Raw genomic sequence first — 25,025 nt, forward strand, 5'->3', positions numbered from 1 at the left:
AAAATTATATCTTATTTACGCCTAATCCCGCTTTATCGTCCTGCTGAATTTATTTCAGCATCTTTTTAGCGTGAAAGACCCTGAAATAAATTCAGGGTGACGACCGTCTTAACAGAAAACTTGATTAAAACGCCACAAAATGAGATTTAATAATCGAACTCAGGTTAATAATAAATTGAAAAAATTATACAGATGGAAAAAGGAGAACGCAAAAATGTTTATAAGGCTTACAACAAGATGGGTAAATGGTTTGCCGAAAACCGCTATGCTGGTTTAGAAGAGAAAACTTATTTGGACGATTTACTTAAGCGAGTGCCTCTAAATGCAAGTATTTTAGATTTGGGCTGCGGCAGCGGAAAACCTATATTGGAATATCTGATCAGCCAAAATGTAAACATTCTCGGAATCGATGCCAGTACACAGATGCTAGAATTGGCCAGACTAAATTTTCCAGACACAAAGTTTATGCTGAAAGATATGCGTAAACTTGATTTAGATGAAAAATTCGATGCAATAATTGCCTGGCACAGTTTTTTTCATCTCCCGGCAGCCGATCAGCCTGGTATGTTCAGTATTTTTAGGCGTCACCTTAAACCAAATGGCATTTTGTTGTTTACTTCGGGAACGGATAGAGGAGAGGTTTGGGGATTGAACGGCGGCGAAAACTTATTCCATGCTTCTTTAGATACAGATGAATATCGATCATTGCTTGAATCCAATCACTTTGAAGTGCTCAGCCATATCATAAACGACCCTGATTGTGGCGGTGCAAATGTTTGGATGACACAATATAAACCCCGATAATTTTGCCTTAACTTTGCAGCATGGCCGAACAGCAAAAAAACAATCCCTTACACGGTATCACCTTAGAAAAAATTATAACCGATCTTCAGCTACACTACGGCTGGGAAAAACTGGGATCACTGATCAGGATCGATTGTTTTAACAACAACCAAACGATAAAATCGAGCTTAAAATTTTTAAGAAGAATGCCCTGGGCCCGTAAAAAGGTAGAAGAATTATATCTTGATACGTTTCATAAATGAGATCTAACGGTTGAATAAGTGAATGATTGAATGTGCTAGTGATCAAACTCAACATTTGTTCAGTTCATTCTAACATTCAATCATCCTGTCATTCGCTCATTCAATAATTATCTCACCTTGCAACCTTTCCTTTAAAACGCTCAATAATCAAAGCCCTCAGACTTCCGAAGTTTCAAAGGTCGGTGTAGGAGCGAACTTCGGAAGTCGGCCTGCCTAAGGGTTATTTAGAAAAAAATATATTTTTTCTGTCACACTTTTCAGTTTTTGGTGTCTTATAGTTGAAACCTTAAAAAAGGGTTAATCAAACAAACCAACAGAAAAGACAATTTTAACTATGAAAACCTTTTTATGGATATTGCTGTGCGTATTATCTACGAAAGTATTCGCACAACAGACGGGTAATATAAATGGAAAAATCATTGATGCGAAAACCAATCAACCTATTGAATATGTGGGTATTATTTTATCCGGTAAAACTGATTCGACCAAAAAAGTAGGCGTAGTAACCAACAAAGCCGGAGAATTTTCTTTTAATGCGGTTGCCAATGGCGACTATAAAATCAGGATTTCGGCCTTAGGATATAATTCCATCACCAAAAACATCAATTTGAACGGAAAGGCTGTTAACATTGGCACTTTAAAATTGGTAGAAGATGCCATTGCCTTAAAAGATGTAGCTGTAAGCGGCCGTTATGCTACAGCCACTGTAAAAAAAGATACCATAGAATTTAATGCCGATGCTTATAAAACCAGGCCAAATGCAGCGGTAGAAGATTTATTGAAGAAGCTTCCAGGTGTAACCATCGATAAAGATGGAAGTATTTTGGTGCAGGGACAAAAAGTTACCCGCTTAACTGTCGACGGTAAGGATTTCTTTGGCACTGACCCTAAAACGGCCACAAAAAACCTCCCTGCAGATGCGATTGCCAAAGTACAATTGATTGACAGCAAAACGCTGGAAGCGAAAGCCACTGGCATTGACGACGGTCAGCGCGAAAAAGTATTGAACCTCACCATTAAAGAAGATAAGAAAAAGGGCTGGTTCGGTAACGCCAATCTTGCAGGAGGAACAACCGATAAATATGGAAGTTACTTAAGTGCCAACCACTTTAACAAAAACCTGCAGTTTGCTGTTCTGGGCATGAGCAACAATACCAATGATGCCAGTTTCGGTTACGATGACCTGAGTAGTTTCAGCGGTGGAAATATCGGAAATATTTTTGCCCCACCTGCGGGGGGAAGTTTCTCCATCAATAACAATAATGGTAAAACCACTATTGGCGGCAGCGGGGTTTTTGATAACAATGCCATTGGACTCTACACCACAACATAGTGGAGGCGTAAATTACAGTAATTCTTGGGGCAAAAACAATAAACTGTCCATCAGTGGAAGTTATTTTACCTATTTTTCTTCGGGTTTAGGTAATAAATTATCCAATATTCAGGATTTAAGCGCTGGCGATATTTTACGCACCTTGGATAATACCGACCGCAATAGTAATAATCAAGCGCACCGCTTTAATTTTAAGGCAGAATACCACCCTGATTCGTTAACCGATATGGTATTCCGGCCAAATGTGATCCTCAACAGTAACACCAACATCAACAACCGTACATTCAATGCTAATTTTGATGCTACAGGAAAAGCAAATGATGGAAGCCAGTATTACAATCAGCATAATTTCACCCCATCCTTATTTGGCGAGTTTACCGTGCTGAGGAGATTGGCCAATAAAAAAGGCTCGGTTTCGCTCCGGTTAAATGGTACACAGAATACCTTTAATTCTGACTGGTTAAATCAATCGCTGCTTCATCAATATGTAAATGGTGATACTACCGGTACCAATATCAATCAGCTAGCGAATCAGGAAAATGCTTCAAAAACCTATACCATCAACGGAAATTATGCCCGGCCATTAAATCAAAAATGGAGTGCCAATCTTGCTTACGGTTATACAAGAAGCATTGTTGATGCGCAGCAGATTACCTTTGATTATAATCCGACTACCGATCGCTACGAAACCATTGTGCCATCCTTAACCAATATTTTCGATAACCATAACAGCCAACAAGTTGCAGGTTTAGGGTTTATCTACACCGGAAAGGATTGTACCTATAATTTCGGCTTCAATGCACAGGAAAGTTTGTTAAATGCCAATGTATTTAATAATGTAGGTGCCAATATTGGCAATATTGAAAAATCGTATTACAACTTATTGCCGCGTTTAACGGTCAATTTTAAAAATAAAGCGAATCAAACCATTGCTATCAATTACCGGGCAAGCGTTAATCTGCCTTCAGTTACCGATCTGCAGCCTGTACAGAACAATACCAATCCATTATATCAAAGAATCGGAAACCCTGACCTCGAAGCCCGGAAAAACCATCGCCTATCGGTAAACTTTAATACCTTTAGTCCAGATAATAACCGCTATTGGAATGGATATTTCCTCTACAACTTATCTTTTGATGATACCGGAAATGATATTACCTATAACAATGGTATCCAAACGGTGAAGCCGATTAACGTAAACGGTAATTATTACCTGCGTGCCGGAACATTTTTTGGGATGCCATCAAAACTTAAAGGTTTAAGGATGAATTATGGTGCAAATTTCTTCACTGAACATAGGACAAACTTTATCAGCGGCGCTAAAAACATTACCAACAGGTTCGAAATCGGTCCGAATATTAACTGGAGCTATGATATTGATGATAAATTTAATGCTGGTATTTTTGCTTATGTTGCCTATACCAAAATAAATAATTCGGCCGAATTGGCGATCGATAATAAATATTTTACGCTAAATAACACCTTAAATCTAAGTTACGAGTTCATTAAAGATTTACGGATAGAAACTGATTTGAATCATATCGGTTCAGCTGGCCGCGCCGATGGGTTTAATAACAATTACTTTTTACTTAGCGCGGGCATAAACAAATATTTAATGAAACGCAGGGTAACACTGAGTTTAAAAGGTTTTGATATCCTGAACCAGAATACCAGCATAGATAGAGTTGTAAATAGTAGCCGGATTGAAGATGTAAGGTACAACAACATCACCCGGTATTTTTATTTATCACTAAATTACAAGTTAACCAAAGTGGGCGCAAACAACCAAAGGAGCAACCCACGTAATACGGTAAATTAGCAAAATCTTTTAGGTTTAATAAGGCCGCTGACAATTACTTCTGATAAGTAAATGTTAGGGGCTTTGTGTTAGGTAATTATTAAAGAATCTTCACAAACTTTTGTCGATATTTTCTTTGTGTTAAATTCAGGCATTTTAAGGTGCAAATTTCTTAACGCTCATAGGAAAACACAAGGTAAGGATTAACTCACATCATCCGCAGAGTTTGTTTTTTAACATTTCATGTTGTTCTGATATGAAAATGATAAATTTCATGGTTTAATCAAACGTTTGCGTTGTGTTTAAGTGGTTTATGCATTCAAAATCGCATAAATTGGGTTCTTAAACAAAAAGCAATAACCAGGCAAGCGTTTTTGAAATCTGATTTACGCTTATTGCGCAAAAATTAATGGTATATTGTTTAAGCATTCAAGTTAATCTTAAAAAAGAAGATGGAGTTATCAGTACCAAGCGATATAGCCAAAGAAAAGGTGTCGATAAAATATCTTTTCTTCACCTTTCTTAAAATTGGTTGTGTAAGCTTTGGCGGACATATGGCTTTGGTCTCGCTGATTCAGCGCATTATGGTTGAGCAGGATAAAACCATTAATAATGAAGATGTACTAAACAACGTAACAGTAGCTTCTTTTATGCCTGGGCCTATGGCGGTAAATGTTGTGGCCAATATTGGTTATTCTTTAAAAGGTAAATTAGGTGCTGCGGTGAGTATGTTCGCTGTTTTACTACCAGCAAGTATTTTAATGCTTTGTTTGGCTTATGTTTATTACTCAAATGGGCTCAATATATCCTGGAGCTTAATGATGCAATATGTAGGGACAATTGTAAGTATGATCATTTTGTCGACAGGATTACAGTTGTTTAAAAAAGAAATTTCCCTTAATTATGGTAAAATCTTTCTTTTTTTGATAGCCATAACGCTCGATCTGATTAAAGGGAATTACCTCATAACAATTGTTCTTATAATCATAGGAGCCATTGCTGGACTGGTTTTTGATCAGAAAGAAAACAACTATACTGAGGCGATAACTAGTTTTAAGCGGAAGTTTAAACTTAGGTTAAAGTCATTTTCGTTTATTGCCGTTACTATTTTGTTCATCAACCAGGTTTTATTTATTACTGGTGCATTTAAATCTTATCAAAACATCTTTTTTAAGATCGGAACCATTTTTTCGGGCATTAGCATTTCCTTATTTGGAGGTGGATACCTCGTTATCCCCATTATGCAGTCGTTACTGGTAAAAGATATGAAGTGGTTGAGCGCAAGGGAATTGATAGATGTAATCGCTTTTAGCCAGGTTACACCCGGACCAATTCTGGTGAGCTCAACATTCATTGGTTTTAAGTTAGCCGGTTTTTTAGGTGCACTGGTTGCTACCTGTAGTATGTTTGTTCCATCGGCTATTTTAATGATTGTTGTTTCAAAAATCTTTAATAAAACCAAAGATCACCCCTTGATCAAAAGTATGATATCGGGAATTAAGGTGGTGGTAATCGGCCTGATCATATCATCAGCTATAAAAATATTATTATTGCAGCCACGAACACTTTTGGTTGGAGCAATGTGTGTAGTTTCATTAATATTAAGCTATAAGTATAAATTAAGCCCGGTATATTTAATACTCGGCGCTATTTTTTTGGGAACAGTATCGATTTTATATAATGGAAAGCTTTTTTAAACCAGATGGTATCCAGATCATCGGAACGCAAAGATCTGGTTCCAACTTACTCAGGGTAATATTAGACCAATCTAATCAGATTGCCTCTCCGCACCCACCTCATATTTTGGTCACTTTTGTGCCATTGTTAGCATTGTATGGTTTTTTAACCGAAGCAAAATATAAGATTTTAATTAACGATGTTGTAAGTTATGTTAGGGCTAATCCTGTGCCATGGGATGGCGTTGAGCTGGATGGAGCCTGGATTTATGAAAATTCAAAAACTTACAGTCTTTTTGAGATTAACCGATTGGTGTATGAAACTGCCGCGATAGCAAAAAAAGCTAAATATTGGTGTTGTAAGAGTATGGCCAATGTACATTATGCTGCTGATTTGGAAATGCATTCGCCTAATCTGAAATATATTTATTTATACCGTGATGGGAGAGATGTTGCCCTTTCTTTTAAAAAAGCAATTGTAGGCGAAAAGCATATTTATCATTTAGCTAAACAATGGCATAAAGATCAAAGTGCCTGTATCGAACTGTCGAAAAAGATCAGCAACGATCGTTTTTTCTCTTTAAACTATGAGGAGTTAATTGCAGATCCGGCAAAGCTTATTCAAAGTTTATGTAGGTTTTTGGCAATTGATTACGCTGAAACAATGCTCGATTTTCACAACTCAAAAGAATCGCTAGCCACCGCTAATGCCGGCGAAATGTGGGAAAATCTGGCTAAACCGATTATCAAAGATAATAGTGGTAAATTTCGGAGAGAATTGAGCACAGTAGAAATCGATATATTCGAATGTATTAATCACCAAACCTTAACCGATTTGGGCTATGCTTTAGATCGCCCTGAGAATAAAAATAAAGTAATTTCTGGCGAAGAGATAGCGCAGTATGATATTGAAAATGAACTTCTTAGAAAAAAAATGCTGTTAAGTGCCCGTCAATCTGATCTTGATAACAGAGGACCTCAACTGGAGATATTAAAAGAAATTAAGGCTAAGAATTTAGCCGTAAAAGTTTAGCGTAAAATGATAGGTACCATTGATATAAATGCCATACTAAGAATAGCTGTTGAGGCGGGGAAGGCAATTTTAACCGTTTACAATCATGATGAAGATTTTGAGGTATCAGCCAAAAGCGATTCTTCTCCTTTAACTAAGGCTGATAAAATTGCAAACGATATGATATGCCGGGACCTAAAACGGTTATATCCGGCCATTCCAATTATATCTGAAGAAGGAAAAAATATTCCTTACGAAGCGCGGAAAAACTGGGAAGTATATTGGTGCGTAGATCCGTTGGATGGAACCAAAGAGTTTATTAAACGAAATGGAGAGTTTACTGTAAATATTGCCCTAATCCGTAATAGGGAACCTGTGCTAGGGGTAATTTACATTCCGGTACAAAATCTAATGTATTATGGTGACGCGTCTTCTGGAAGCTGGAAACAAACTCCCGGCGAAGATCCAATTCAAATTAAAGCGGTTAAGAAAAACAATGAATGGACAGCTGCGATAAGCAGATCACATGCAGATGGAGAAGAAAAAGCAATTCTTAGCCAATATCCGATAGTCAATTTTATTTCGGTAGGTAGCTCTCTTAAATTCTGTTTGTTAGCAGAAGGTAAAGCACAGATTTATTTACGCACCGGACCAACCATGGAATGGGATACTGCTGCCGGCCATGCCATTATTTTATTTAGCGGATGTAATATCAATACATTATCTGGTCGTGAAATGTTATACAACAAGGAATCTTTGCTAAACGAAGGCTTTTTGTGTAAGGTTGATTAATTTTAATAAAACTATGCCGCTTCAAACTACCTCTAAAAATGGTTTTGTAACGCCGAGTCAAAAAGGAATAGTAGTTTGGCTATTTGGATTATCGGGCTCTGGAAAAACAACTATTTCTACTTTATTAAAGGAAAAGCTCGAAGAAGGAGGCTTTTTCGCTATCACATTAGATGGAGATGTACTCCGGGAAGGTATTAATAAAGATTTGGGCTTTAGCGAAGCCGATAGGGCAGAAAATATCAGAAGGGCGGCAGAAATAGCTAAAATTATGATGATGAGCAATATCATTACGATTTGTTCATTCATCACCCCTCTTGAGCAATATCGGGCATTGGCCGCTCAAATAATTGGAGAACAGTATTTTGAAGTTTTTTTAGATTGCCCATTGGCGATATGCAAAGAAAGAGATGTAAAAGGTTTATACAAAGATGCTGACCAAAACCTGATCTCAAATTTTACAGGAGTTAGCGCCAGGTTCGAGCCTGCATTAAACGCCAATCTCATTATCAGAACCAATACAGAAAGTCCGATTCAAAGTAGAGATAAGCTATTTCTGGAGATCATTTCTAAGATTAACACCCGGTCTTAATCACTTATTATTAAGCATTAAACGCTTAATTTATATTGGTTTAATGCTAATCTAAACGGTTTTAGTATATCCAGGGCGCTTAGTCAATCGATTGCGCAGTGTTTTTACATATAAATACACGCTTTAATTCCTAATATTATCCTACTAAGAATTAAAAGTCATTTTATCCTTTTAGCAATAATCAGCTATAACCAAAACCACTATGATTAAAATTTACAAACCAACAGATGGGGATTGCAGGACAACTGTTCCTATACCAAACCGCTCATTTTTTAACGCTCTTTTTAAATTTATTTATTGTTCTTTATTTATTTTAATCCCTATTGCAGCCAGTGCGCAGACGGTTGTAACCGGGACGGTGAAGGATGAAAAAGGACTGCCGGCTGTTGGAACATCAGTAACAGAAACTGATGTTAAAAACGGAACATCCGTTGATGCTAACGGTAAGTTTACCATCACCTTAAAAGGTAAATTAAGGGTTTTAAACTTTACACTTGTAGGTTATAAAACACAGCGGGTTACCGTAGGTGCTTCGAATGTAGTAACGGTAAACCTGGAAGAAGATTTAAATAAACTAAACGAAGTTGTGGTTGTGGGCTATGGCACGCAACGTAAAACAGATTTAACAGGTTCAATCAGTTCTATCAAGAGCGAAGATTTAAATCTTGGTGGTACTACATCAAATATCGGTCAAGCCATTCAGGGTAAGGCTGCAGGTGTGCAGGTACAACAAACAAGTTTTGCACCAGGGGCCGGAATGTCGATAACTGTAAGGGGAGGTAATTCCATCAATACAACCAATAGCCCGCTGTATGTTATCGATGGATTTATATCCGATAACGGAAGTACGGTAAATCCAAACGATATTGAGGATATCCAGATTTTAAAAGATGCTTCATCGGCAGCCATTTATGGTGCAAGAGGAGGTAACGGTGTGGTTTTAATTACCACCAAAAAAGGCAAGGCTGGTAGGGTGGCCATTGATTTAGATCTATCAAATGGTAATCAGTTTCTAACCTATAAGCCATCATTGTTAAATGGCCAACAATATACTGCTATTCAAAATGCAACAGCTATTGAAGATAGTAAACCTGCGCCTTTTCCACCTTCTTTTGCAATTGCCAATACCAATTGGTTGAATGAAGCTACTCAAAATGCTTCTGTACACAACAGAAGTTTGAGCATTAGCAGTGGTGATCAGAATTCGAAAATCTATGTTTCAGGAAACTACATTAATCAGAAAGGTGTTTTAAAAGGCACAGGGCTGGAGAAATATACCGCCAGAATAGGTGCTGAAAAAAACCTTAACGAGCGTTTAAAGTTGGGCGCTAACTTCTATGGTTCAAGTTCAAAAGTATTACAGCAATCGTACTCGGCCGATATTACTGCACCGTTGTTCGGTTTGTTAACCGCACTGCCTAATATTCCGGTATACAATGCCGATGGAAGTTATTACCGTTATCAGGGTAAGGATAATCCACTAGCAAGTTTATTAGAACCTACTAATACTAGTACGAATAAATTAGCCAATGCAAATCTTTCTTTAGATTACGAAATTATTAAAGGATTAACTTATCACTTGGGCGGAGGAGCTGAATATACACAGCTTACTGAAGGGCAATATATTCCACAAACTTTAAGTGCTGGTGCAAAAAATGGAGGAATTGCTGCACAAAAAAGCTCAACCACATTTAGGTGGTTGGTAGAAAATTATTTAACCTACAAATATAAAACAGGACTGCACGATTTCACATTTTTAGTTGGTGGGTCTAGTCAAAAGGATGTGAATGATTTTTTAGGCGCAGGTAGCAAGGGACTTGGAACTGACCAGTATTTATTTTATAACTTAAGTGCAGGATCAACCCCGAATGGCACATCTGTAACTATTAGTAATCTTGGAGGTGGGTACAGTAGCTTTAAGGAACAAGCCACATTTAATTCATTATATGGAAGGCTCAATTACACTTACAATGATAAATTGTTAGCTTCTTTTACCTTAAGGAGAGATGGTTCATCGAAATTTGGTCCGAATTTTAGGTACGGATACTTCCCCTCTGGTGCAGTAGCTTACAAATTTACAGATGAGGAGTTTGTTAAAAACTTAAATACTTTTTCTAATTTAAAATTAAGAGCGAGTTACGGTGTAACGGGTAATGACCGCATTCCGAATTACTTGTATTCGCCAACTTTTACTAATTACAGCACGGTGCTTAATCCAGGGAGTCCTCTACAGATCGGATTGGAACCTAAAACATTGCCAAATCCAAACTTAAAATGGGAAAGTACTACTCAATTTAATGTGGGGCTAGACATGGGCTTTTTAAATGGACGTGTAAATGCTAGTATTGATCTTTATGCAAAGAAAACTACCGACTTATTGTTAAACATACCACTAGAACAATATTGGGGATTTAATTCGCAATTGGTGAATACGGGTTCGATTCAGAACCGCGGTATTGAGTTTTTGGTAAATACGGTAAATATCCGTAATGATAATTTCACCTGGAACACTAATTTCAATATTGCACTGAACCGCCAAAAGGTATTGTCTTTAGGCCCTGTTAACCAAATTTCTGTTAATACGGCAAATCCGAGTGGTACAGTATCTGGACGTGAGTTTTCGCGCATGATGCCAGGAAGAGAACTGGGCGAATTATTTGGTTACGTTTATGCCGGTGTAATTAAAACTGGTGAAACTTATGCCCCTCAGCCTGGATCGAAAGCAGGTGATCCGAAGTATCAGGACACTAATGGTGATGGTAAAATTACCCCTGATGACATGACTTATTTAGGCAATTCTACACCGCGTTTTACCATGGGTTTAGGAAATGATTTCCATTATAAAGGATTTGATATAAATATTTTCTTTCAAAGTTCCTTTGGTTATTCGTTATATAATATGAACAGATTGGTATTAGAATCGACTACAGGTGCCGATGCATTGAATAGATTTGTTGCAGGCGCTAACGAAAATACCGAAATCCCCCGTGAAGGATATTTTTTAACAACATTTGGTAGTTATGTAAACTCTGGTTTCGTAGAAAATGCATCGTACTTAAGATTGAAATCTGTTTCACTCGGTTATACTTTACCTGCCAAAATATTCGATCGCATTAAGGTAGTAAAAGGCTTGAGGGTATATGCTGAAGGACAAAATATATTTACTGTTACCAATTATACAGGAACCGATCCGGAGGTAAATTCACATTCAGGTAGTAATTTTGGAGGAGGGATAGATTTTAATGCGTTCCCCGCTTTTAGGACATTCTCAGCAGGTGTAAAGTTAACCATCAATTAATAAGATTAATTTCCTATTTCAAAGGATAAAAAGATAAAAAGATGAAAAGATATCAAATTATTGCAGTTGCAGCAGTTATACTCCTACAATTTTCTTGCAAAAAGAGCTTTTTGGATCCAGTAGTGTACAGTAGTTTGACTGATACAAAGGCATTTACGACAAAATCTGACGCTATTGCAGCGGTAAACGCAGTCTATGCCCGTTTAAAGGGCCCAGCGGTTGTTGATAACTTCGATTATTGGACAGTAAGACATTTTGCTTTAACCGATTTAACCACTGATGTAGGGCATTGCAGCTATGGTGGCGATCCGGGACAGCTTTCAAACGTACAATGGAACTCTGCAAATGGACTGATTGCCGAAGATTGGAGACAGATTTACAAGCTAATCTCTAATGCTAATAACGCAATTTATAATCTTTCTAAAATGACTGCCATAACAGCTGAAGAAAAAAGCCAGTTTTTATCAGAGATTAAGTTTTTAAGGGCGGTAGCTTATATGGATTTAACCGATGCCTGGGGTCCTGTAATTTTAGCCACAGAAAAAGATCTGGAGAATCCAAAATATACCGATCCTGCAAGTTTAACACCACTTGACCAGATCGAAGCATTTTTAATCAATGATTTACAAGGGGCTGCCTCAGTTTTGCCAGTTAATTATGCCAACAATAAATTCTATTCAACTAATGATGTAGGTCGTGCTACAAAAGGTGCAGCGCTTACCTTATTGGCTAAATTATACCTGCGCCAGCACCAGTGGCAAAAAGTGCTCGATGTAACTAAACAGGTAATGGATTTAAACACTTATTCGCTTTTTCCAAGTTATTCGGGACTTTTTGCAGAAACCAATCAATGGTGTTCAGAAAATATTTTCTCGGTATTAAGCGATGCAAATGTTAACGGAACCGAATTATTAAACCACTTTGGGCCACAACAGCATCCGGTTTTAACTGATAGGTGGCAATACTACGCGGTAACCTGGGATTTTTACAACAGTTTTGATGATGCAGATGATCGCAAAAAACTTTTCTTCCCTGAATACCTGGGCGTTGATAAACTAATACACAAGCAAGCGCCTTCGCTTGGGGCAGCCCCTCCGGCAGGTACCTTTTATATGCAGGATGTGGCTACCGCAAAATATGCAGATCCGAACGGTGCAAATACCTATTACGATGGCCATAGTGTAAACATTCTCCGCTATGCAGATGTGCTACTAAGCAGGGCCGAAGCGATAAATGAATTAAGTGGTCCTAATGCTGAGTGTATCGATCTGATTAATCAGGTAAAAGGAAGATCGCATGCGAAACTATTGGTAGCTGCAAACTATACCCAAACCACACTTAAGGATGCACTTTTACAGGAACGTGGCTGGGAATTGTTTTATGAAGGAAAAAGAAGAGCAGATTTAATGCGCTTTGGCAAATATGAGGCTGTTGTGAATGGATATTTAAAGCGTACTAACCAAACACCAACAGTTGTGATGCCACGGGATCAATTTTTCCCATATCCTTTAAACCAGGTGAATATAAATCCAAATTTAAATAACGCTGGCAGACAATAATTTCATAATTTATTATGCTTAAAAAGAATATGTAGTTTTTACTACATATTCTTTTTTATTTAAAAACTATCGCATCCCACATTTTAATATTTTCAATTTTATGAAATACTTTTTAAAACTTGTTGTTTTACTGTTAATGGTTACTTTTTATGGATGTTACACGGGCGATGGCATCAAAGAAATAAAAGTAGGGTTGCATAACAACAATGTATTAAAAATACAGATTGATGTAATTGCTAATTCGGCTATAGATGCCTATGTAGAATATTGGCCAAATAAAATAGCAAATGCACAAAAGGAAAGTACTGCGCTATCTAAAAATAAAAGCAGTCACAAATTTGTGTTAAGTAATATTATTCCTAAAACAAGTTATTCTTATCAGGTTATTACGGTAAAAAACGGAACAAAAGAAGCAAGTAAAGTTTATACATTTGTTTCTAGCGATTTACCCGAATGGCTTAAAGACCAGTTTAAAGCAAAAAGTGCCGATGATAAACTAATTCCCAAAGAACTTAAGAACGGATTAATTCTGGTTAATAAGCGGTATTCGCCAGGAATGGCATATCTCGTAGATTATAAGGGTAGATTGAGGTGGTACCATATGGTTGATAATGTAGGTTTCAAAGTAATCAATTTTACAAAAGATAAAACCTTACTTTCCATTTTGGGTGGTAATGATGAGCCAACAAGCTACGGTAGCCAGATATTGGAAATTAACTTAGAGGGGGATACTATTTTACACTTAAAAAAAGGCCAGGGAGATTTTAAACAGACTATTCACCACGAAATTTTAAAAAATCTAAAAGGAGAGCTGGTTACACTTTTTGTTGATCAGAAAATAACCGATTTAAGGCATATAGGCGGGAGCAAACAGGATACTATAAATGGAGATGGCATCTTGGTTATGGATAAAAAAGGAAAACAGATCTGGAAATGGAGTGTATTCGATAGCCTTGATCCTTTTAGTGATAAAGCTTTATTAAAAACAAAGAAAGATTGGATGCATGCCAATAGCTTAAACTATGATAAAGATGGGAACTACATCATTTCCTTTTATAACAACGGGCAAATTTGGAAAATTGATGCCAAAACAGGTAAGGTAATCTGGAAATTTGGCAAGGGAGGTAACATCAAAATGCCAGCCAATACCAATTTTTCGCAAGCGCATGCCGTACACATCAATACAGAAGGTAATTTAATGTTTTTTGATAATGGAATAGAAAAACATCGGTCAGGAGCTTATGCTTTTAAGCTAAATGAGCAGACGCAAAGTGCAAGTTTAGATATGCATATTCAGCTGCCCCCTCAAATCTATAACGACCGCATGGGAAGCGCTTACATGATTAATAAGGATAACATATTATGCTGCAGTTCTAAAAGACATATTGTTGTACTCACTGATAGAAAAGGTGTATTATTGTGGACAATGGAAGCTTCTGTACCCGCTTATAGAGGGATATTTGTAACTTCGGAGCAATTAAGTCCTTATCTTAAACCTTAACACATGAAGAAAACTTTACCAATCATTTTTACAATTTTAATAATGCTATCTTTTTCGGCGTGTAAAAAAGGCGACATTAAAACCTTAAACAGTATTGGTTATGGATCATCATTTGGGATGTGTGTAGGCTATTGTTCCAATAATTTACTCATTAGCGACCTGAAACTTACTTTTTCTAAATCAAAAAACGGGCAAACAGCTGATACCAAAACCTGTAGCAAAACAATCTCCGAAGCTGATATAAACGCAATCAAAAAAGAACTGGATTTGGAGAAGATTTCGGCCCTGCCAGAAGTAATTGGCTGCCCTGATTGTGCCGATGGAGGTGCAGAGTGGATTGCTATTAATGCCGATGGCAAACAGTATAAAATTACTTACGAGTATGGTAAAGCACCAAAAGAATTAGAAGCTGCAGTTGCACAGTTGAAGGTTCTGAAAGATAGTTTTAAGGATTGTAACTAAGTTTAGCTTTTATCACCTTGCTTTAATAATAGCGCTTCTGATTTCGATTCCTTCAAAGGTTATTCGTTTATCCCGCGTGCTTACCAGTTCGGATAGCTCATATACATTTCTATACCCATAGCCATATAGATTAATATAAGTAGGAATATTTAAGGCCAATGAAATTGGGGCTACTTTTTTCTTTATTAAAACAGGCACAACTACTTTACTGGCAAAATTTGCCTGATCATCTATAAAATTATTATTGCAATAGATTAATATTTTGGCATCCGCATTTGGTATAATCCTTAACAGGTTTTGTTGTGTGAAATCAGAAAAGTTTAGATGAATGGCACCTTTAACATGTTTGCGTTTAAATAGACTATCAGAACGTGTATCTAAAATAATGGTGCCTTTCTCTTCAGCCATTTTTAAAAATGTTGGTAAATCTACGAGCCTACCTTTACGATGGGCTTTAACCTCGGGTATGAGCTTTTCGTAAGCATCAAAATCTACATTGGCCTTTCTTTTAATAGTTGACGAAGTTTGTGCATTACATAAGCATGCAATACTACAGAACACGATCGTGATGATTTTCATTTTCATTTTTCGAACCTTTAAAAGATTAATTAATTTCCGCCTAAAATAATTGGTGCACTTTTGCCATTACCCATAATAATAACTTTGGTGTTGGCCGATTTTGCAATTTCTTTTTGAGCCAATATCGATTCGTATTGGAGCTGGCGATCGCTTAAGCCTGTTGAAAGGATCCGTTGGTAATCGGCAATTCCTTGTGCTTCTACTCTTTTCCGTTCGGCTTCCTGGCGCTCTTTTTGGAGTACAAAAGTCATCTTTTGTGCATCTTGTTCTGCATTTATTTTCGATTCGATACTTGCTTTTACCGATGCTGGCAAGGTAATATTGCGCACTAAAAGCTGTTCTAATTCTAAACCTCTTTTCGCAAAACTTTTATTTATAGTTGCAAATATTTTAGCTTGAAATTCGTCCCGTTTGCTTGAATATAAAGCTACGGCGTCATACGAAACTGCGTTATCTCTTATGGCGGTTCTGGAAACTGGGCGAACAATTTTCTGCAGATAATCTGTCCCGATTTCCCGGAGTATATTTGGCGCTGAACTTGCCTTAACCCGAAATAGTACAGAAAGGTCTATCACTACTTCCAAGCCATCGGCAGATAATACACGAAGTGCATCATCACCTTCTTTATTCCCTTCATCATGAACACCAGACATGGTATAGTTTTGAGTTTTAACATCAAAAGGTGTAACCTCAGCAATTGGGTTAATTACATTTAAACCGCTGTATAAAACTTCATCGTCTACTTTTCCAAAAACGGTTTTGACGCCAACTTCGCCAGCATCAATAACTTTAAACATGGAGAAAGATAAGCCGATGATGACCAGTACTACACCGATAATTTTGGTGATATTGCTGTAGCGGCCAACCAGATTATTTTGGCTTGATACCGCAAAACCAACAAAAATGATAATAATTCCAACGATACTTAAGAACATATAATTTAGATTTTTATTAAAGATAAAGTATTTAATATAATGGTGTGAAAAAACAGTTATGTATTTAACCAATTACTAGAAACGTAACTTCTGTGGTCGTGTCTAATTAGCCCCATGAAATTATGAGATAATGAAATAAATTTGTTTTGTTACCGTTTTGGTAATACATTTGTGTATGCGGATTATTGCTAAAAAGACACTTGTTGAATATTACAAGAAGCACAGCACCTCCAAGGCTAGTTTAGAGGCTTGGTATGGTGAGGTTGTTGAGCAAGATTGGAATATGCCTGCAGACGTAATTAAGTTGTATGCAACTGCAGATGTAATAACAGGTAAACGCTTCGTATTTAACATTAAGGGTAACGATTATAGGTTGATTGCCGATATAGAATTTAAATTAAAAATTGTTTTTATAGTTTGGATTGGCACACATGCTAATTGTGATAAAATTAATGTGGAGGAGGTAAAATATGTTAAAAGTAATTAAAACGGAGAATGAGTATGAATTGGCTTTAGAAAAGGCCTACTTGTTGATGCAAAAAGATCTTGATTTAGATACCGAGCAAGCTGATGAATTGGATCTGTTAACATTATTAATAGAACATTATGAAGAAAGTCATTATCCAATCGCACCTCCATCACCAATTGAAGCCATCAAATTTAGGTTAGAGCAGTTGGGTAAAGCGCCAAGTGAGCTATCTAAAATTTTAGGTGCCCGCAGTCGCCAATCTGAAATATTGAGCGGTAAGCGCAAACTCAGTTTAAGTATGATTAGAAAATTACACGAGGTTTTGAATATTCCAGCAGAAAGTTTGATAGGGGTATACTAAATGGGCTTTATCATATTTATTCATTTTCTAAGTTTAGAGTTATGAACTTTGATAAGTTAATTAGAATTCTTTTCGGAGAAAACATCAACGAAATTAATGAATTATTACTTTCGTCAAAATTAGTTACAAGTTTAAGTAGACCACCTAGTTTATAATACATACGGGATTTAGAACTAATCCTGATTTATTTAGGTATTATGACATCGAGTTGCTTTACGATGCTGACAACGAAATTTTATTACATCAAATCTTAAATAAAAATAGCGATTACTTCTTGAGACATATCGGATTGCAAATGCACTTGAGCAATAACGGGTTGTATTCTCCTATTATTTCAGATGACTTAAATCCTAAAACGATAAGCTTAAAATATTTCAATGGTTATCATGAAGATAAGTTTAGTTATCTGAAGGAAATATCGTGTAGTATAGTTGAATTAATGCCAAATTTTGATAATGAAGACAAATTAGCTGATTTGGATATTTTATTAAATTTTGCAAGTTTCAATTGTTCAAACTTTTCTACAATCGAAAAGATATTAAATAATCATTTTAAGATAAGTTTTGAATTGGGCAATGATATAATAACACTTTGTGAACTCCCACTGTCTGTTTTTTATCGAAACAACAACGTATGGAATAAAGATGTTTTGGCAAAGTTTTATGAGGAAAGTAAAAAACTGAAAACTCCGAGAACTTTTATATCACGGTATGAACAAATGGGAAAAGAAGAACTAAAAAGTTGAGATAATGACTTTCCTGGTTGGAGTGATGGACTTTGGGATTAATTTGCCTCCTGCCAAAAACAAAATTTACCCAAAGTTGCTTTTTCCAAGCACCTATTTACCTTGCCAGCTAACCGGTATACACAAATGCCATTTTTCAGCAGTAGCATTAGCTCCGAAGGAGTTCCTTTGGAACGGGGCAGGACCAATCAAAAGGACTATTGAAACTGTTTTCCAAAAGTAATTTAACATTAAAATTAGATGCTGAAACAAGTTCAGCATGACGATCGTGCCGGAGAATTTAGAGAGCGAACTGTTAACTGAAAATCTAAAACTGCAAACTGAACCGCAACTCCTTAATCTTCACTGAAAACTATTTTCCTAAAATAAACCCGATATACATGGAAAGTGAGTTCTTCACGAGCTTGTAACATTAGCTCCGAGGGAGTTCCTTTGGAACGGGGCCGAACCCAACCTAAGAATTGCTGAAACTGCTTTCCAAAGTAATTTAAATATCCAAACTAGATGCTGAAACAAGTTCAGCAGGACGAGCCTGCTAGAGGATTTAGAGAGAGAACTGTTAACTGAAAAACCAAAACTGCAAACTGAACTGCAACTCCTTAATCTTCAACTGAAAACTGATAATTGCCAACTGAAAACTTTTTACGCTAACCCCTTGATTTTTAAAAAGAATTGTTCTACTTTTGCAGTCCGTTTTATGGGCTATCTGCAAGGATGCCGGGGGAGCGGTAAATTTTTTAATAAAAAAACATAAAAAAGCACAATGCCAACCATTCAACAATTAGTTAGAAAAGGTAGAGTAGCACTGGAGTTCAAGAGTAAGTCTCCAGCGTTGGACAGCTGTCCACAGCGAAGAGGTGTATGTACACGTGTGTACACCACTACCCCTAAAAAACCAAACTCAGCAATGCGTAAAGTAGCCCGTGTTCGTTTAACGAACGGTAAAGAGGTGAATGCTTACATTCCTGGGGAAGGTCACAACTTACAGGAGCACTCAATCGTATTGATCCGTGGTGGTCGTGTTAAAGATTTACCAGGTGTACGTTACCACATTATCCGTGGTGCATTAGATACATCAGGTGTAGCTGGTCGTAACCAACGTCGTTCTAAATATGGTACTAAACGTCCTAAACCAGGACAGGTAGTTGCGGCACCAACAAAAGGTAAAAAGAAATAATCGGGAGGAAATAAGAAATGAGAAAGTCAAAACCAAAAAAGAGAATTATTCTTCCTGATCCAAAATTTAATGATGTTCAGGTAACTCGTTTTGTAAACAATATGATGTACGATGGAAAAAAATCTATCGCTTATTCAATTTTTTACGATGCTGTTGAAATTGCTGAGAAAAAAGCAGGTGAAAATGGTTTAGAGATCTTTAAACGTGCTTTAACTAACATTATGCCAGCTGTAGAGGTTAAATCTCGTCGTGTTGGTGGTGCTAACTTCCAGGTTCCAACTGAGGTTAGACCAGAGCGTAAAACAGCTTTAGGTATGAAATGGTTAATTTTATATGCTCGTAAACGTGGCGAAAAAACCATGAAAGAGAAATTAGCTGGTGAAATCGTAGCTGCTGCTAAAGGTGAAGGTGCTGCTGTTAAGAAGAAAGAAGATACGCACAAAATGGCTGAGGCTAACAAAGCGTTCTCTCACTTCAGATTCTAATTTAGAATTAACAGATTAGTAAGATTACACAGATTTAATTAGAAGATTATACTGATTAGATAAATTACACCGATTTGTTTTAACATAATCGGTGTAATCATTTAAAATCAGATAAATCAAAAACATAACATGGCAAGAGATTTAAAATTTACAAGAAATATTGGAATCGCGGCTCACATTGATGCAGGTAAAACTACAACAACAGAGCGTATTCTTTATTATGCTGGTGTAAGTCATAAAATTGGTGAAGTGCACGAAGGTGCTGCAACAATGGACTGGATGGCACAAGAGCAAGAGCGTGGTATCACGATCACTTCTGCTGCAACTACGGTTGAGTGGAAATACAGAGGTCAGGCTTACCACATGAACATTATCGATACACCAGGACACGTGGATTTTACCGTAGAGGTAAACCGTTCGTTACGTGTATTAGATGGTTTAGTGTTCTTGTTTTCTGCAGTTGATGGTGTTGAGCCTCAATCAGAAACCAACTGGCGTTTGGCTAACAACTATAATGTTGCCCGTATCGGTTTCGTTAACAAAATGGACCGTTCTGGAGCTGACTTCTTAAAAGTTGTTAAACAAGTTAAAGATATGTTAGGTAGTAATGCAGTTCCATTGCAATTACCTATCGGTGCTGAAGACGGATTTAAAGGTGTGGTTGATTTGATCAACAACCGTGGTATCGTTTGGAATGAGCATGATAAAGGTATGACCTTTACTGAAGTGCCAATCCCAGAAGATATGTTAGATGAGGTTGCTGAGTGGAGAGAGAAATTATTAGAATCAGTTGCTGATTATGATGAGTCTTTAATGGAGAAATTCTTTGAAGATCCAAACTCAATCACTGAGCGCGAAATTTTAGATGCTTTACGTGCAGCTGTTTTAGATGCTAAAATCGTTCCTATGGTTTGTGGTTCATCTTTCAAAAACAAAGGTGTTCAAACCATGTTGGATTACGTGATGGAATTATTGCCTTCACCTCTTGATTCAGAAGGTGTAACAGGTACTAACCCAGATACAGGTGCTGAAGTTTTATTAAAACCAAGCATTAATGAGCCATTTGCAGCTTTAGCATTTAAAATTGCAACTGACCCATTCGTAGGCCGTTTATGTTTTATCCGTGTTTATTCGGGTAACTTAGAAGCTGGTTCTTACGTGTATAACACACGTTCAGAAAGTAAAGAGCGTATTTCTCGTATCTTCCAAATGCATGCTAACAAGCAAAACCCTGTGCCTAATGTGGCTGCTGGGGATATTGCTGCGGTAGTAGGATTTAAAGATATCAAAACTGGTGATACACTTTGTGAAGAGAAAAACCCAATCATTCTTGAGTCTATGAACTTCCCTGAGCCAGTTATCGGTTTAGCTATTGAGCCTAAAACTCAAGCTGATGTTGATAAATTAGGTATGGGCTTAGCTAAATTAGCTGAAGAAGATCCTACATTCAGAGTTCAAACTGATCAGGAAACTGGCCAAACGGTTATCTCTGGTATGGGTGAGTTACACTTAGATATTTTAATTGACCGTTTAAAACGCGAATTTAAAGTAGAGGTTAACCAAGGTGCGCCGCAAGTAGCTTACAAAGAAGCAATTTTTGGTACTACTCAACACCGTGAAACTTATAAAAAACAATCTGGTGGTCGTGGTAAATTTGCCGATATCCAAGTGATTATTTCACCAATAGATGCTGATTTCGAAAAAGGTGGTTTACAGTTCGTAAACGAAATTACAGGTGGTTCAATTCCACGTGAGTTTATCCCTTCAGTAGAAAAAGGATTTGCTGCTGCAATGGCTAATGGTGTATTAGCTGGTTATCCGCTTCCTGATATGAAAGTACGTTTGATTGATGGTTCATTCCACGCAGTCGATTCAGATGCTTTATCATTCGAGCTTGCTGCCCGTATGGCATATCGTGAAGCTTTACCTAAATGTAAACCTACTTTGATGGAGCCAATCATGAAAATCGAAATCTTAACCCCTGAAGAAAACATGGGTGATGTTATCGGTGATATGAACCGTCGTCGTGGTCAATTATTAGGTATGGATACCCGTAATGGATCTCAAGTAATTAAAGCTACTGTGCCACTTTCTGAAATGTTTGGTTATGTAACGCAGTTACGTACAATCACTTCAGGCCGTGCAACTTCTACAATGGAATTTGACCACTATGAAGCTGCGCCTAAAAACGTACAGGATGAAGTAGTTGCTAAATCTAAAGGAAGAGTAAAATCTGAAGACTAATTAAGGTATAAGGTAAAAGGCGTAAGGCAAAAGGTTTTAAACCCTAAGCCTTACACCCTAAACCCTCCACCTTGTTAAAGATAAATCCGGTTTCTGTTGTTAATAGCTCTAACAGGAAACCACAATTAAAAATAAGATGAGCCAAAGAATCAGAATTAAATTAAAATCTTACGATTACAACTTAGTAGATAAATCTGCTGAGAAAATCGTAAAAACTGTTAAGCCTACGGGTGCAGTTGTAAGTGGACCAATTCCACTTCCTACAGAAAAAAAAATCTTTACTGTTTTACGTTCTCCACACGTAAACAAAAAAGCTAGAGAGCAGTTCCAATTATGCGCTTACAAACGTTTATTGGATATTTATAGCTCTAACTCTAAAACAGTTGATGCTTTAATGAAACTTGAATTACCTAGCGGTGTTGAAGTTGAAATCAAAGTTTAATTGATTTTAAAAGAACAGAAAAGGTCTCGATGCAAGTCGAGGCCTTTTTTTATGCGTTCAAATTTCAAAACAAAAGCAACGTTAGCTGGTTGTACTGATATGGCTAAGGAAGATAAAACGCACCAAGGATTACCAGTTGAAGGACAGGATTTTGCGGATCCCAAAGAAAAATTGAAAGAAAACCCCTCTTCACATGGGGAAGTGGCCAATCAAAAAGGCGGTGATTTTTCTGAACTGGAAGAAAGCAGAATGGAAAATCCGCCAAAGCATCGTGATGAAAATGGATCGACCAAAGATGATTTGGATAGTAGCACAGCGATAAATCAAAGTAAAGGCGTAAAGTAGCCGTAAATTAGTGGTAAGATCCGGTTAAAAAAGCAAAAGGCTGCGATTTATATAGCAATGCCTGCTTAAACTTTTTTATTGTACCAATTGTTTAAATAAGAGGTATCTACAAAAAAAAATGGCTATGGAAATAAGTGAAAATAAAAATATAAACCCTAATTCGGAGATTAACCGCAATGAGGAAGATATTGAATGGGATAATGGAGAGGCTACTTATGGACATAAACGCGCCGATTTTAAGCGTAAAGATCAGCCAGATGAGTCACATTTATTGAAAACAGAAAATGATCCTACACACGCCGTAAATGAAAATTTAAATAATTCGAATTTAAGTCAGGGTGAAGACATTGGAAACAGAAACAAGAATAACGAGAAAGGTTTGATGGGAAAAGATTTATAATCCAATTATAAAGAGACTATCCATACAGAATAATCCCTTTATAAAATTTATGCATTTTCCGGTAGATGGAAATTAATTAGGATTCCACAACTGAAATGCGTTAATCAAGAAGCAAATGCCCTTAAATCGTTAGTCTCTGATTTTTTTAGTTAATCTTTGTCGTGAATCCTACGGCGCTGCAAATTTCAAGAACTTATTGTCAATTTACAAGATGTTCGGTATTAATATATTGATATATGTCAATTTAATGTGTATTTCTACACTCAATTAATTGTCAGTATAAATCACTTGTCTGACGATAATCCTGTCTTATTTTTTCAGAATAATCCTTAATCCTATCTACATATTCCGGAACTTTTTCCTTAAAGTCATCAATCAACGATTTACCGTCAGTTATCCGCTTTTTTGTGGCATACTTAAAACCATATACGGCTGCTGCACCTAAAATGGCATATTTTAATAGTCCCATAATTATCTGTTTATATTCCTGTATTTAAAGCATGGTTTTCATCAGCCTCATTAATGCTGGTATTCGTTTTAAAATCATCAGACGAACTTCCTGTATGGCTTGCAGCACTCTCAATGGTTGGATTTTTATCCGAACTGTTGTAGGCGTCATCACTAAGAGAATCTTTACCTTGCGTGCCAGAATTATCCCGGCCGTCTTTGGCTAAAGGATTTCCCTTAATCAGTTCGCTTGGTTCTTTGCCATAACTGGTTACAACATCGGTGTTGTTACCTGCTTCGTAAGCTTTTTGTACATCAGATTTTTCTGATTGTTCATCACCTGATCCTACATAACCTTCAATATGCTCTTCCTTGTTATATATGTTCGTTTTCATAGTATTATAGCTTTATGAATAAACAGAACGCAGACTAAATAGTTTGAATCAGGATAAATCAAAAAATAGGTAGTAACAAAAAAGAGGCCGTATCATAAATATATATGTCATCCTGTCCAAAGGACTCCTGTGGAGAGCTTGTCGAAGGACCAGTTTAAATACGCTTTAAGGTGTTTCGACAGGCTCAACATGACAGCATCTGAGGTGAAACGCCTTTATGATACAGCCTCTTCGTTTTAACTTTTATATGGGAAATTCCGTGATATTTTTCGCATCATCCGTTCTACCATATCATCGGTAGAGCTCATAATGGAATCGTCCATTGTTTTAAAGAAACGCCACATTAACTCTCCATCCGCTCCGTTGTTTATGGTTAAGAACATGGTGCCTGTTCCAGATTTTCCACCAAAGCCACCAAATAAAACAGCAGAGGCAATTGCACCAGCTTCAGATTTCGTTTGCTCAGTTTCAAAACGCCCACCGATAACAGCATCAACACCAAGTATTTTGGCTAGTTCATCTTTAGTTGTTTCGTCTAACTTACCTAAAACACCTGCTTTTTTTAATAAGATGTTTGTTTTGTCAACATCCTGGAAAGTTACGGTATAATCAGAAGCTTTCCTTAACAAAAAGGTGTACATACTGGCCTGTATTGATCTTGCCATCGACTCTTCCTGGCTTTTGTTTCCTTCTGCGCTGAAATTTTTTGGTTGTTTCTGGTAAGAAATTTTTACCTCGAAAGGTAAGATGGCTACAATTTTTTGTGTTTTGATTGTCTCCTTTAGTTTCGGACTTTCGAAAATTTGCTTCGAGCCTTCAAATTGTGCTTTGGTTAAGACCGTAAAGCAGCATAAGATAGCGAGCGTTAATAAGATTTTTTTCATTATTTGTTTGTTTAATTTTGTAGCCAATTTAAAAATATCTTTTAATTGATA

26 protein-coding genes are annotated in these 25,025 nt (G+C 36.9%); 21 read left to right on the forward strand and 5 right to left on the reverse strand.

Going from position 1 to position 25,025, the window contains the following annotated elements:
- The first annotated feature begins 192 nt into the window (after window positions 1-192).
- The 12 genes from AW17_RS17665 (at window position 193) to AW17_RS17720 (ending at window position 15,066) form a co-directional block, all read left to right on the forward strand.
- A complete protein-coding gene (locus tag AW17_RS17665; RefSeq protein ID WP_029278614.1) occupies window positions 193-804 on the forward strand; it encodes a class I SAM-dependent methyltransferase in 612 nt (203 codons plus the stop codon).
- 20 nt (window positions 805-824) lie between these two features.
- A complete protein-coding gene (locus AW17_RS17670; protein WP_029278615.1) occupies window positions 825-1,046 on the forward strand; it encodes a VF530 family protein in 222 nt (73 codons plus the stop codon).
- 334 nt (window positions 1,047-1,380) lie between these two features.
- The gene (locus AW17_RS17675) at window positions 1,381-2,379 is read left to right on the forward strand and encodes a carboxypeptidase-like regulatory domain-containing protein (protein ID WP_029278616.1); all 999 of its coding nucleotides are present in this window, start codon (window positions 1,381-1,383) and stop codon (window positions 2,377-2,379) included.
- The gene (locus AW17_RS17680) at window positions 2,309-4,198 is read left to right on the forward strand and encodes an outer membrane beta-barrel protein (RefSeq protein WP_083488758.1); all 1,890 of its coding nucleotides are present in this window, start codon (window positions 2,309-2,311) and stop codon (window positions 4,196-4,198) included. Before AW17_RS17675 ends, AW17_RS17680 begins: the two co-directional genes overlap by 71 nt.
- 431 nt (window positions 4,199-4,629) lie before the next feature.
- Window positions 4,630-5,874 (forward strand): chromate efflux transporter, encoded by a 1,245-nt coding sequence (gene chrA / locus AW17_RS17685; protein ID WP_029278618.1) that lies wholly within the window; start codon window positions 4,630-4,632, stop codon window positions 5,872-5,874.
- Window positions 5,858-6,886, forward strand: a complete 1,029-nt coding sequence (locus AW17_RS17690) for a sulfotransferase family protein (protein WP_029278619.1) — start codon at window positions 5,858-5,860, stop codon at window positions 6,884-6,886. The genes chrA and AW17_RS17690 overlap by 17 nt, the downstream gene beginning before the upstream one ends.
- A 6-nt stretch (window positions 6,887-6,892) precedes the next feature.
- Window positions 6,893-7,657, forward strand: a complete 765-nt coding sequence (gene cysQ, locus AW17_RS17695; RefSeq protein WP_029278620.1) for a 3'(2'),5'-bisphosphate nucleotidase CysQ — start codon at window positions 6,893-6,895, stop codon at window positions 7,655-7,657.
- A gap of 13 nt (window positions 7,658-7,670) precedes the next feature.
- Complete coding sequence (cysC, locus tag AW17_RS17700; protein WP_157280348.1) at window positions 7,671-8,246, forward strand: adenylyl-sulfate kinase; 576 nt, start codon at window positions 7,671-7,673, stop codon at window positions 8,244-8,246.
- 202 nt (window positions 8,247-8,448) lie between these two features.
- Complete coding sequence (locus AW17_RS17705) at window positions 8,449-11,544, forward strand: SusC/RagA family TonB-linked outer membrane protein (RefSeq protein ID WP_051691940.1); 3,096 nt, start codon at window positions 8,449-8,451, stop codon at window positions 11,542-11,544.
- A gap of 41 nt (window positions 11,545-11,585) precedes the next feature.
- Complete coding sequence (locus AW17_RS17710; protein ID WP_029278623.1) at window positions 11,586-13,103, forward strand: RagB/SusD family nutrient uptake outer membrane protein; 1,518 nt, start codon at window positions 11,586-11,588, stop codon at window positions 13,101-13,103.
- 100 nt (window positions 13,104-13,203) lie between these two features.
- A complete protein-coding gene (locus AW17_RS17715; RefSeq protein ID WP_029278624.1) occupies window positions 13,204-14,604 on the forward strand; it encodes an aryl-sulfate sulfotransferase in 1,401 nt (466 codons plus the stop codon).
- Window positions 14,605-14,607: 3 nt separating this feature from the next.
- The gene (locus AW17_RS17720; protein ID WP_036670347.1) at window positions 14,608-15,066 is read left to right on the forward strand and encodes a hypothetical protein; all 459 of its coding nucleotides are present in this window, start codon (window positions 14,608-14,610) and stop codon (window positions 15,064-15,066) included.
- Window positions 15,067-15,078: 12 nt separating this feature from the next.
- On the opposite strand, the gene AW17_RS17725 is transcribed toward AW17_RS17720, so the two are convergent.
- Window positions 15,079-15,651: a rhodanese-like domain-containing protein gene (locus tag AW17_RS17725; RefSeq protein ID WP_209444284.1), complete on the reverse strand. Its 573-nt coding sequence runs from the start codon at window positions 15,649-15,651 to the stop codon at window positions 15,079-15,081.
- Window positions 15,652-15,674: 23 nt separating this feature from the next.
- Window positions 15,675-16,580: a prohibitin family protein gene (locus AW17_RS17730; RefSeq protein ID WP_029278627.1), complete on the reverse strand. Its 906-nt coding sequence runs from the start codon at window positions 16,578-16,580 to the stop codon at window positions 15,675-15,677.
- A 175-nt stretch (window positions 16,581-16,755) separates the two neighbouring features.
- Here AW17_RS17730 and AW17_RS17735 point away from each other — a divergent pair, with 175 nt between their 5' ends.
- From AW17_RS17735 to AW17_RS17780, 9 genes are all read left to right on the forward strand, one after another.
- The gene (locus tag AW17_RS17735) at window positions 16,756-17,067 is read left to right on the forward strand and encodes a type II toxin-antitoxin system HigB family toxin (protein WP_029278628.1); all 312 of its coding nucleotides are present in this window, start codon (window positions 16,756-16,758) and stop codon (window positions 17,065-17,067) included.
- Window positions 17,051-17,410 carry a helix-turn-helix domain-containing protein gene (locus AW17_RS17740; protein WP_029278629.1) on the forward strand — a complete coding sequence of 120 codons (360 nt, stop codon included), beginning with the start codon at window positions 17,051-17,053 and terminating at the stop codon, window positions 17,408-17,410. Before AW17_RS17735 ends, AW17_RS17740 begins: the two co-directional genes overlap by 17 nt.
- 208 nt (window positions 17,411-17,618) lie before the next feature.
- Window positions 17,619-18,155, forward strand: coding sequence for a hypothetical protein (locus tag AW17_RS17745; RefSeq protein WP_029278630.1), 537 nt, complete (start codon window positions 17,619-17,621; stop codon window positions 18,153-18,155).
- A 763-nt stretch (window positions 18,156-18,918) separates the two neighbouring features.
- Complete coding sequence (gene rpsL / locus AW17_RS17755) at window positions 18,919-19,332, forward strand: 30S ribosomal protein S12 (protein WP_029278631.1); 414 nt, start codon at window positions 18,919-18,921, stop codon at window positions 19,330-19,332.
- A 17-nt stretch (window positions 19,333-19,349) separates the two neighbouring features.
- Entirely contained in the window at window positions 19,350-19,817 is a 468-nt protein-coding gene (gene rpsG, locus AW17_RS17760) for a 30S ribosomal protein S7 (protein ID WP_029278632.1), read from the forward strand.
- Between the two features lie 129 nt (window positions 19,818-19,946).
- Window positions 19,947-22,061, forward strand: a complete 2,115-nt coding sequence (fusA, locus tag AW17_RS17765) for an elongation factor G (RefSeq protein ID WP_029278633.1) — start codon at window positions 19,947-19,949, stop codon at window positions 22,059-22,061.
- A 136-nt stretch (window positions 22,062-22,197) separates the two neighbouring features.
- Entirely contained in the window at window positions 22,198-22,503 is a 306-nt protein-coding gene (gene rpsJ, locus AW17_RS17770; protein WP_008244591.1) for a 30S ribosomal protein S10, read from the forward strand.
- 99 nt (window positions 22,504-22,602) lie between these two features.
- On the forward strand, window positions 22,603-22,848 hold the full coding sequence (locus AW17_RS17775) for a hypothetical protein (RefSeq protein WP_157280349.1): 246 nt from the start codon (window positions 22,603-22,605) through the stop codon (window positions 22,846-22,848).
- Between the two features lie 124 nt (window positions 22,849-22,972).
- Complete coding sequence (locus tag AW17_RS17780) at window positions 22,973-23,248, forward strand: hypothetical protein (RefSeq protein WP_157280350.1); 276 nt, start codon at window positions 22,973-22,975, stop codon at window positions 23,246-23,248.
- A gap of 274 nt (window positions 23,249-23,522) precedes the next feature.
- On the opposite strand, the gene AW17_RS17785 is transcribed toward AW17_RS17780, so the two are convergent.
- The 3 genes from AW17_RS17785 to AW17_RS17795 all read right to left on the reverse strand — a co-directional run bounded on the left by AW17_RS17785 (window position 23,523) and on the right by AW17_RS17795 (window position 24,974).
- Window positions 23,523-23,717 carry a hypothetical protein gene (locus tag AW17_RS17785; protein ID WP_029278636.1) on the reverse strand — a complete coding sequence of 65 codons (195 nt, stop codon included), beginning with the start codon at window positions 23,715-23,717 and terminating at the stop codon, window positions 23,523-23,525.
- Between the two features lie 10 nt (window positions 23,718-23,727).
- On the reverse strand, window positions 23,728-24,090 hold the full coding sequence (locus AW17_RS17790) for a hypothetical protein (RefSeq protein ID WP_029278637.1): 363 nt from the start codon (window positions 24,088-24,090) through the stop codon (window positions 23,728-23,730).
- Between the two features lie 236 nt (window positions 24,091-24,326).
- Window positions 24,327-24,974, reverse strand: a complete 648-nt coding sequence (locus AW17_RS17795) for a hypothetical protein (protein WP_029278638.1) — start codon at window positions 24,972-24,974, stop codon at window positions 24,327-24,329.
- Window positions 24,975-25,025: the final 51 nt, after the last annotated feature.

Source organism: Pedobacter borealis DSM 19626 (genome assembly GCF_000708285.2).
Taxonomy (GTDB): Bacteria; Bacteroidota; Bacteroidia; order Sphingobacteriales; family Sphingobacteriaceae; genus Pedobacter; species Pedobacter borealis.

What these genes read in the sequence shown, in the direction of transcription:
- AW17_RS17795 (WP_029278638.1), bottom strand. Translation starts at nt 24,974, where the DNA reads ATGAAAAAAATCTTATTAACGCTCGCTATCTTATGCTGCTTTACGGTC.
- AW17_RS17665 (WP_029278614.1), top strand. Translation starts at nt 193, where the DNA reads ATGGAAAAAGGAGAACGCAAAAATGTTTATAAGGCTTACAACAAGATG.
- rpsG (WP_029278632.1), top strand. Translation starts at nt 19,350, where the DNA reads ATGAGAAAGTCAAAACCAAAAAAGAGAATTATTCTTCCTGATCCAAAA.
- cysQ (WP_029278620.1), top strand. Translation starts at nt 6,893, where the DNA reads ATGATAGGTACCATTGATATAAATGCCATACTAAGAATAGCTGTTGAG.
- AW17_RS17715 (WP_029278624.1), top strand. Translation starts at nt 13,204, where the DNA reads ATGAAATACTTTTTAAAACTTGTTGTTTTACTGTTAATGGTTACTTTT.
- AW17_RS17790 (WP_029278637.1), bottom strand. Translation starts at nt 24,090, where the DNA reads ATGAAAACGAACATATATAACAAGGAAGAGCATATTGAAGGTTATGTA.
- AW17_RS17725 (WP_209444284.1), bottom strand. Translation starts at nt 15,651, where the DNA reads ATGAAAATGAAAATCATCACGATCGTGTTCTGTAGTATTGCATGCTTA.
- AW17_RS17775 (WP_157280349.1), top strand. Translation starts at nt 22,603, where the DNA reads ATGGCTAAGGAAGATAAAACGCACCAAGGATTACCAGTTGAAGGACAG.
- AW17_RS17735 (WP_029278628.1), top strand. Translation starts at nt 16,756, where the DNA reads ATGCGGATTATTGCTAAAAAGACACTTGTTGAATATTACAAGAAGCAC.
- AW17_RS17730 (WP_029278627.1), bottom strand. Translation starts at nt 16,580, where the DNA reads ATGTTCTTAAGTATCGTTGGAATTATTATCATTTTTGTTGGTTTTGCG.
- rpsJ (WP_008244591.1), top strand. Translation starts at nt 22,198, where the DNA reads ATGAGCCAAAGAATCAGAATTAAATTAAAATCTTACGATTACAACTTA.
- AW17_RS17780 (WP_157280350.1), top strand. Translation starts at nt 22,973, where the DNA reads ATGGAAATAAGTGAAAATAAAAATATAAACCCTAATTCGGAGATTAAC.
- AW17_RS17670 (WP_029278615.1), top strand. Translation starts at nt 825, where the DNA reads ATGGCCGAACAGCAAAAAAACAATCCCTTACACGGTATCACCTTAGAA.
- AW17_RS17690 (WP_029278619.1), top strand. Translation starts at nt 5,858, where the DNA reads ATGGAAAGCTTTTTTAAACCAGATGGTATCCAGATCATCGGAACGCAA.
- chrA (WP_029278618.1), top strand. Translation starts at nt 4,630, where the DNA reads ATGGAGTTATCAGTACCAAGCGATATAGCCAAAGAAAAGGTGTCGATA.
- AW17_RS17785 (WP_029278636.1), bottom strand. Translation starts at nt 23,717, where the DNA reads ATGGGACTATTAAAATATGCCATTTTAGGTGCAGCAGCCGTATATGGT.
- AW17_RS17705 (WP_051691940.1), top strand. Translation starts at nt 8,449, where the DNA reads ATGATTAAAATTTACAAACCAACAGATGGGGATTGCAGGACAACTGTT.
- AW17_RS17675 (WP_029278616.1), top strand. Translation starts at nt 1,381, where the DNA reads ATGAAAACCTTTTTATGGATATTGCTGTGCGTATTATCTACGAAAGTA.
- rpsL (WP_029278631.1), top strand. Translation starts at nt 18,919, where the DNA reads ATGCCAACCATTCAACAATTAGTTAGAAAAGGTAGAGTAGCACTGGAG.
- AW17_RS17710 (WP_029278623.1), top strand. Translation starts at nt 11,586, where the DNA reads ATGAAAAGATATCAAATTATTGCAGTTGCAGCAGTTATACTCCTACAA.
- AW17_RS17720 (WP_036670347.1), top strand. Translation starts at nt 14,608, where the DNA reads ATGAAGAAAACTTTACCAATCATTTTTACAATTTTAATAATGCTATCT.
- AW17_RS17740 (WP_029278629.1), top strand. Translation starts at nt 17,051, where the DNA reads ATGTTAAAAGTAATTAAAACGGAGAATGAGTATGAATTGGCTTTAGAA.
- fusA (WP_029278633.1), top strand. Translation starts at nt 19,947, where the DNA reads ATGGCAAGAGATTTAAAATTTACAAGAAATATTGGAATCGCGGCTCAC.
- AW17_RS17680 (WP_083488758.1), top strand. Translation starts at nt 2,309, where the DNA reads ATGGTAAAACCACTATTGGCGGCAGCGGGGTTTTTGATAACAATGCCA.
- cysC (WP_157280348.1), top strand. Translation starts at nt 7,671, where the DNA reads ATGCCGCTTCAAACTACCTCTAAAAATGGTTTTGTAACGCCGAGTCAA.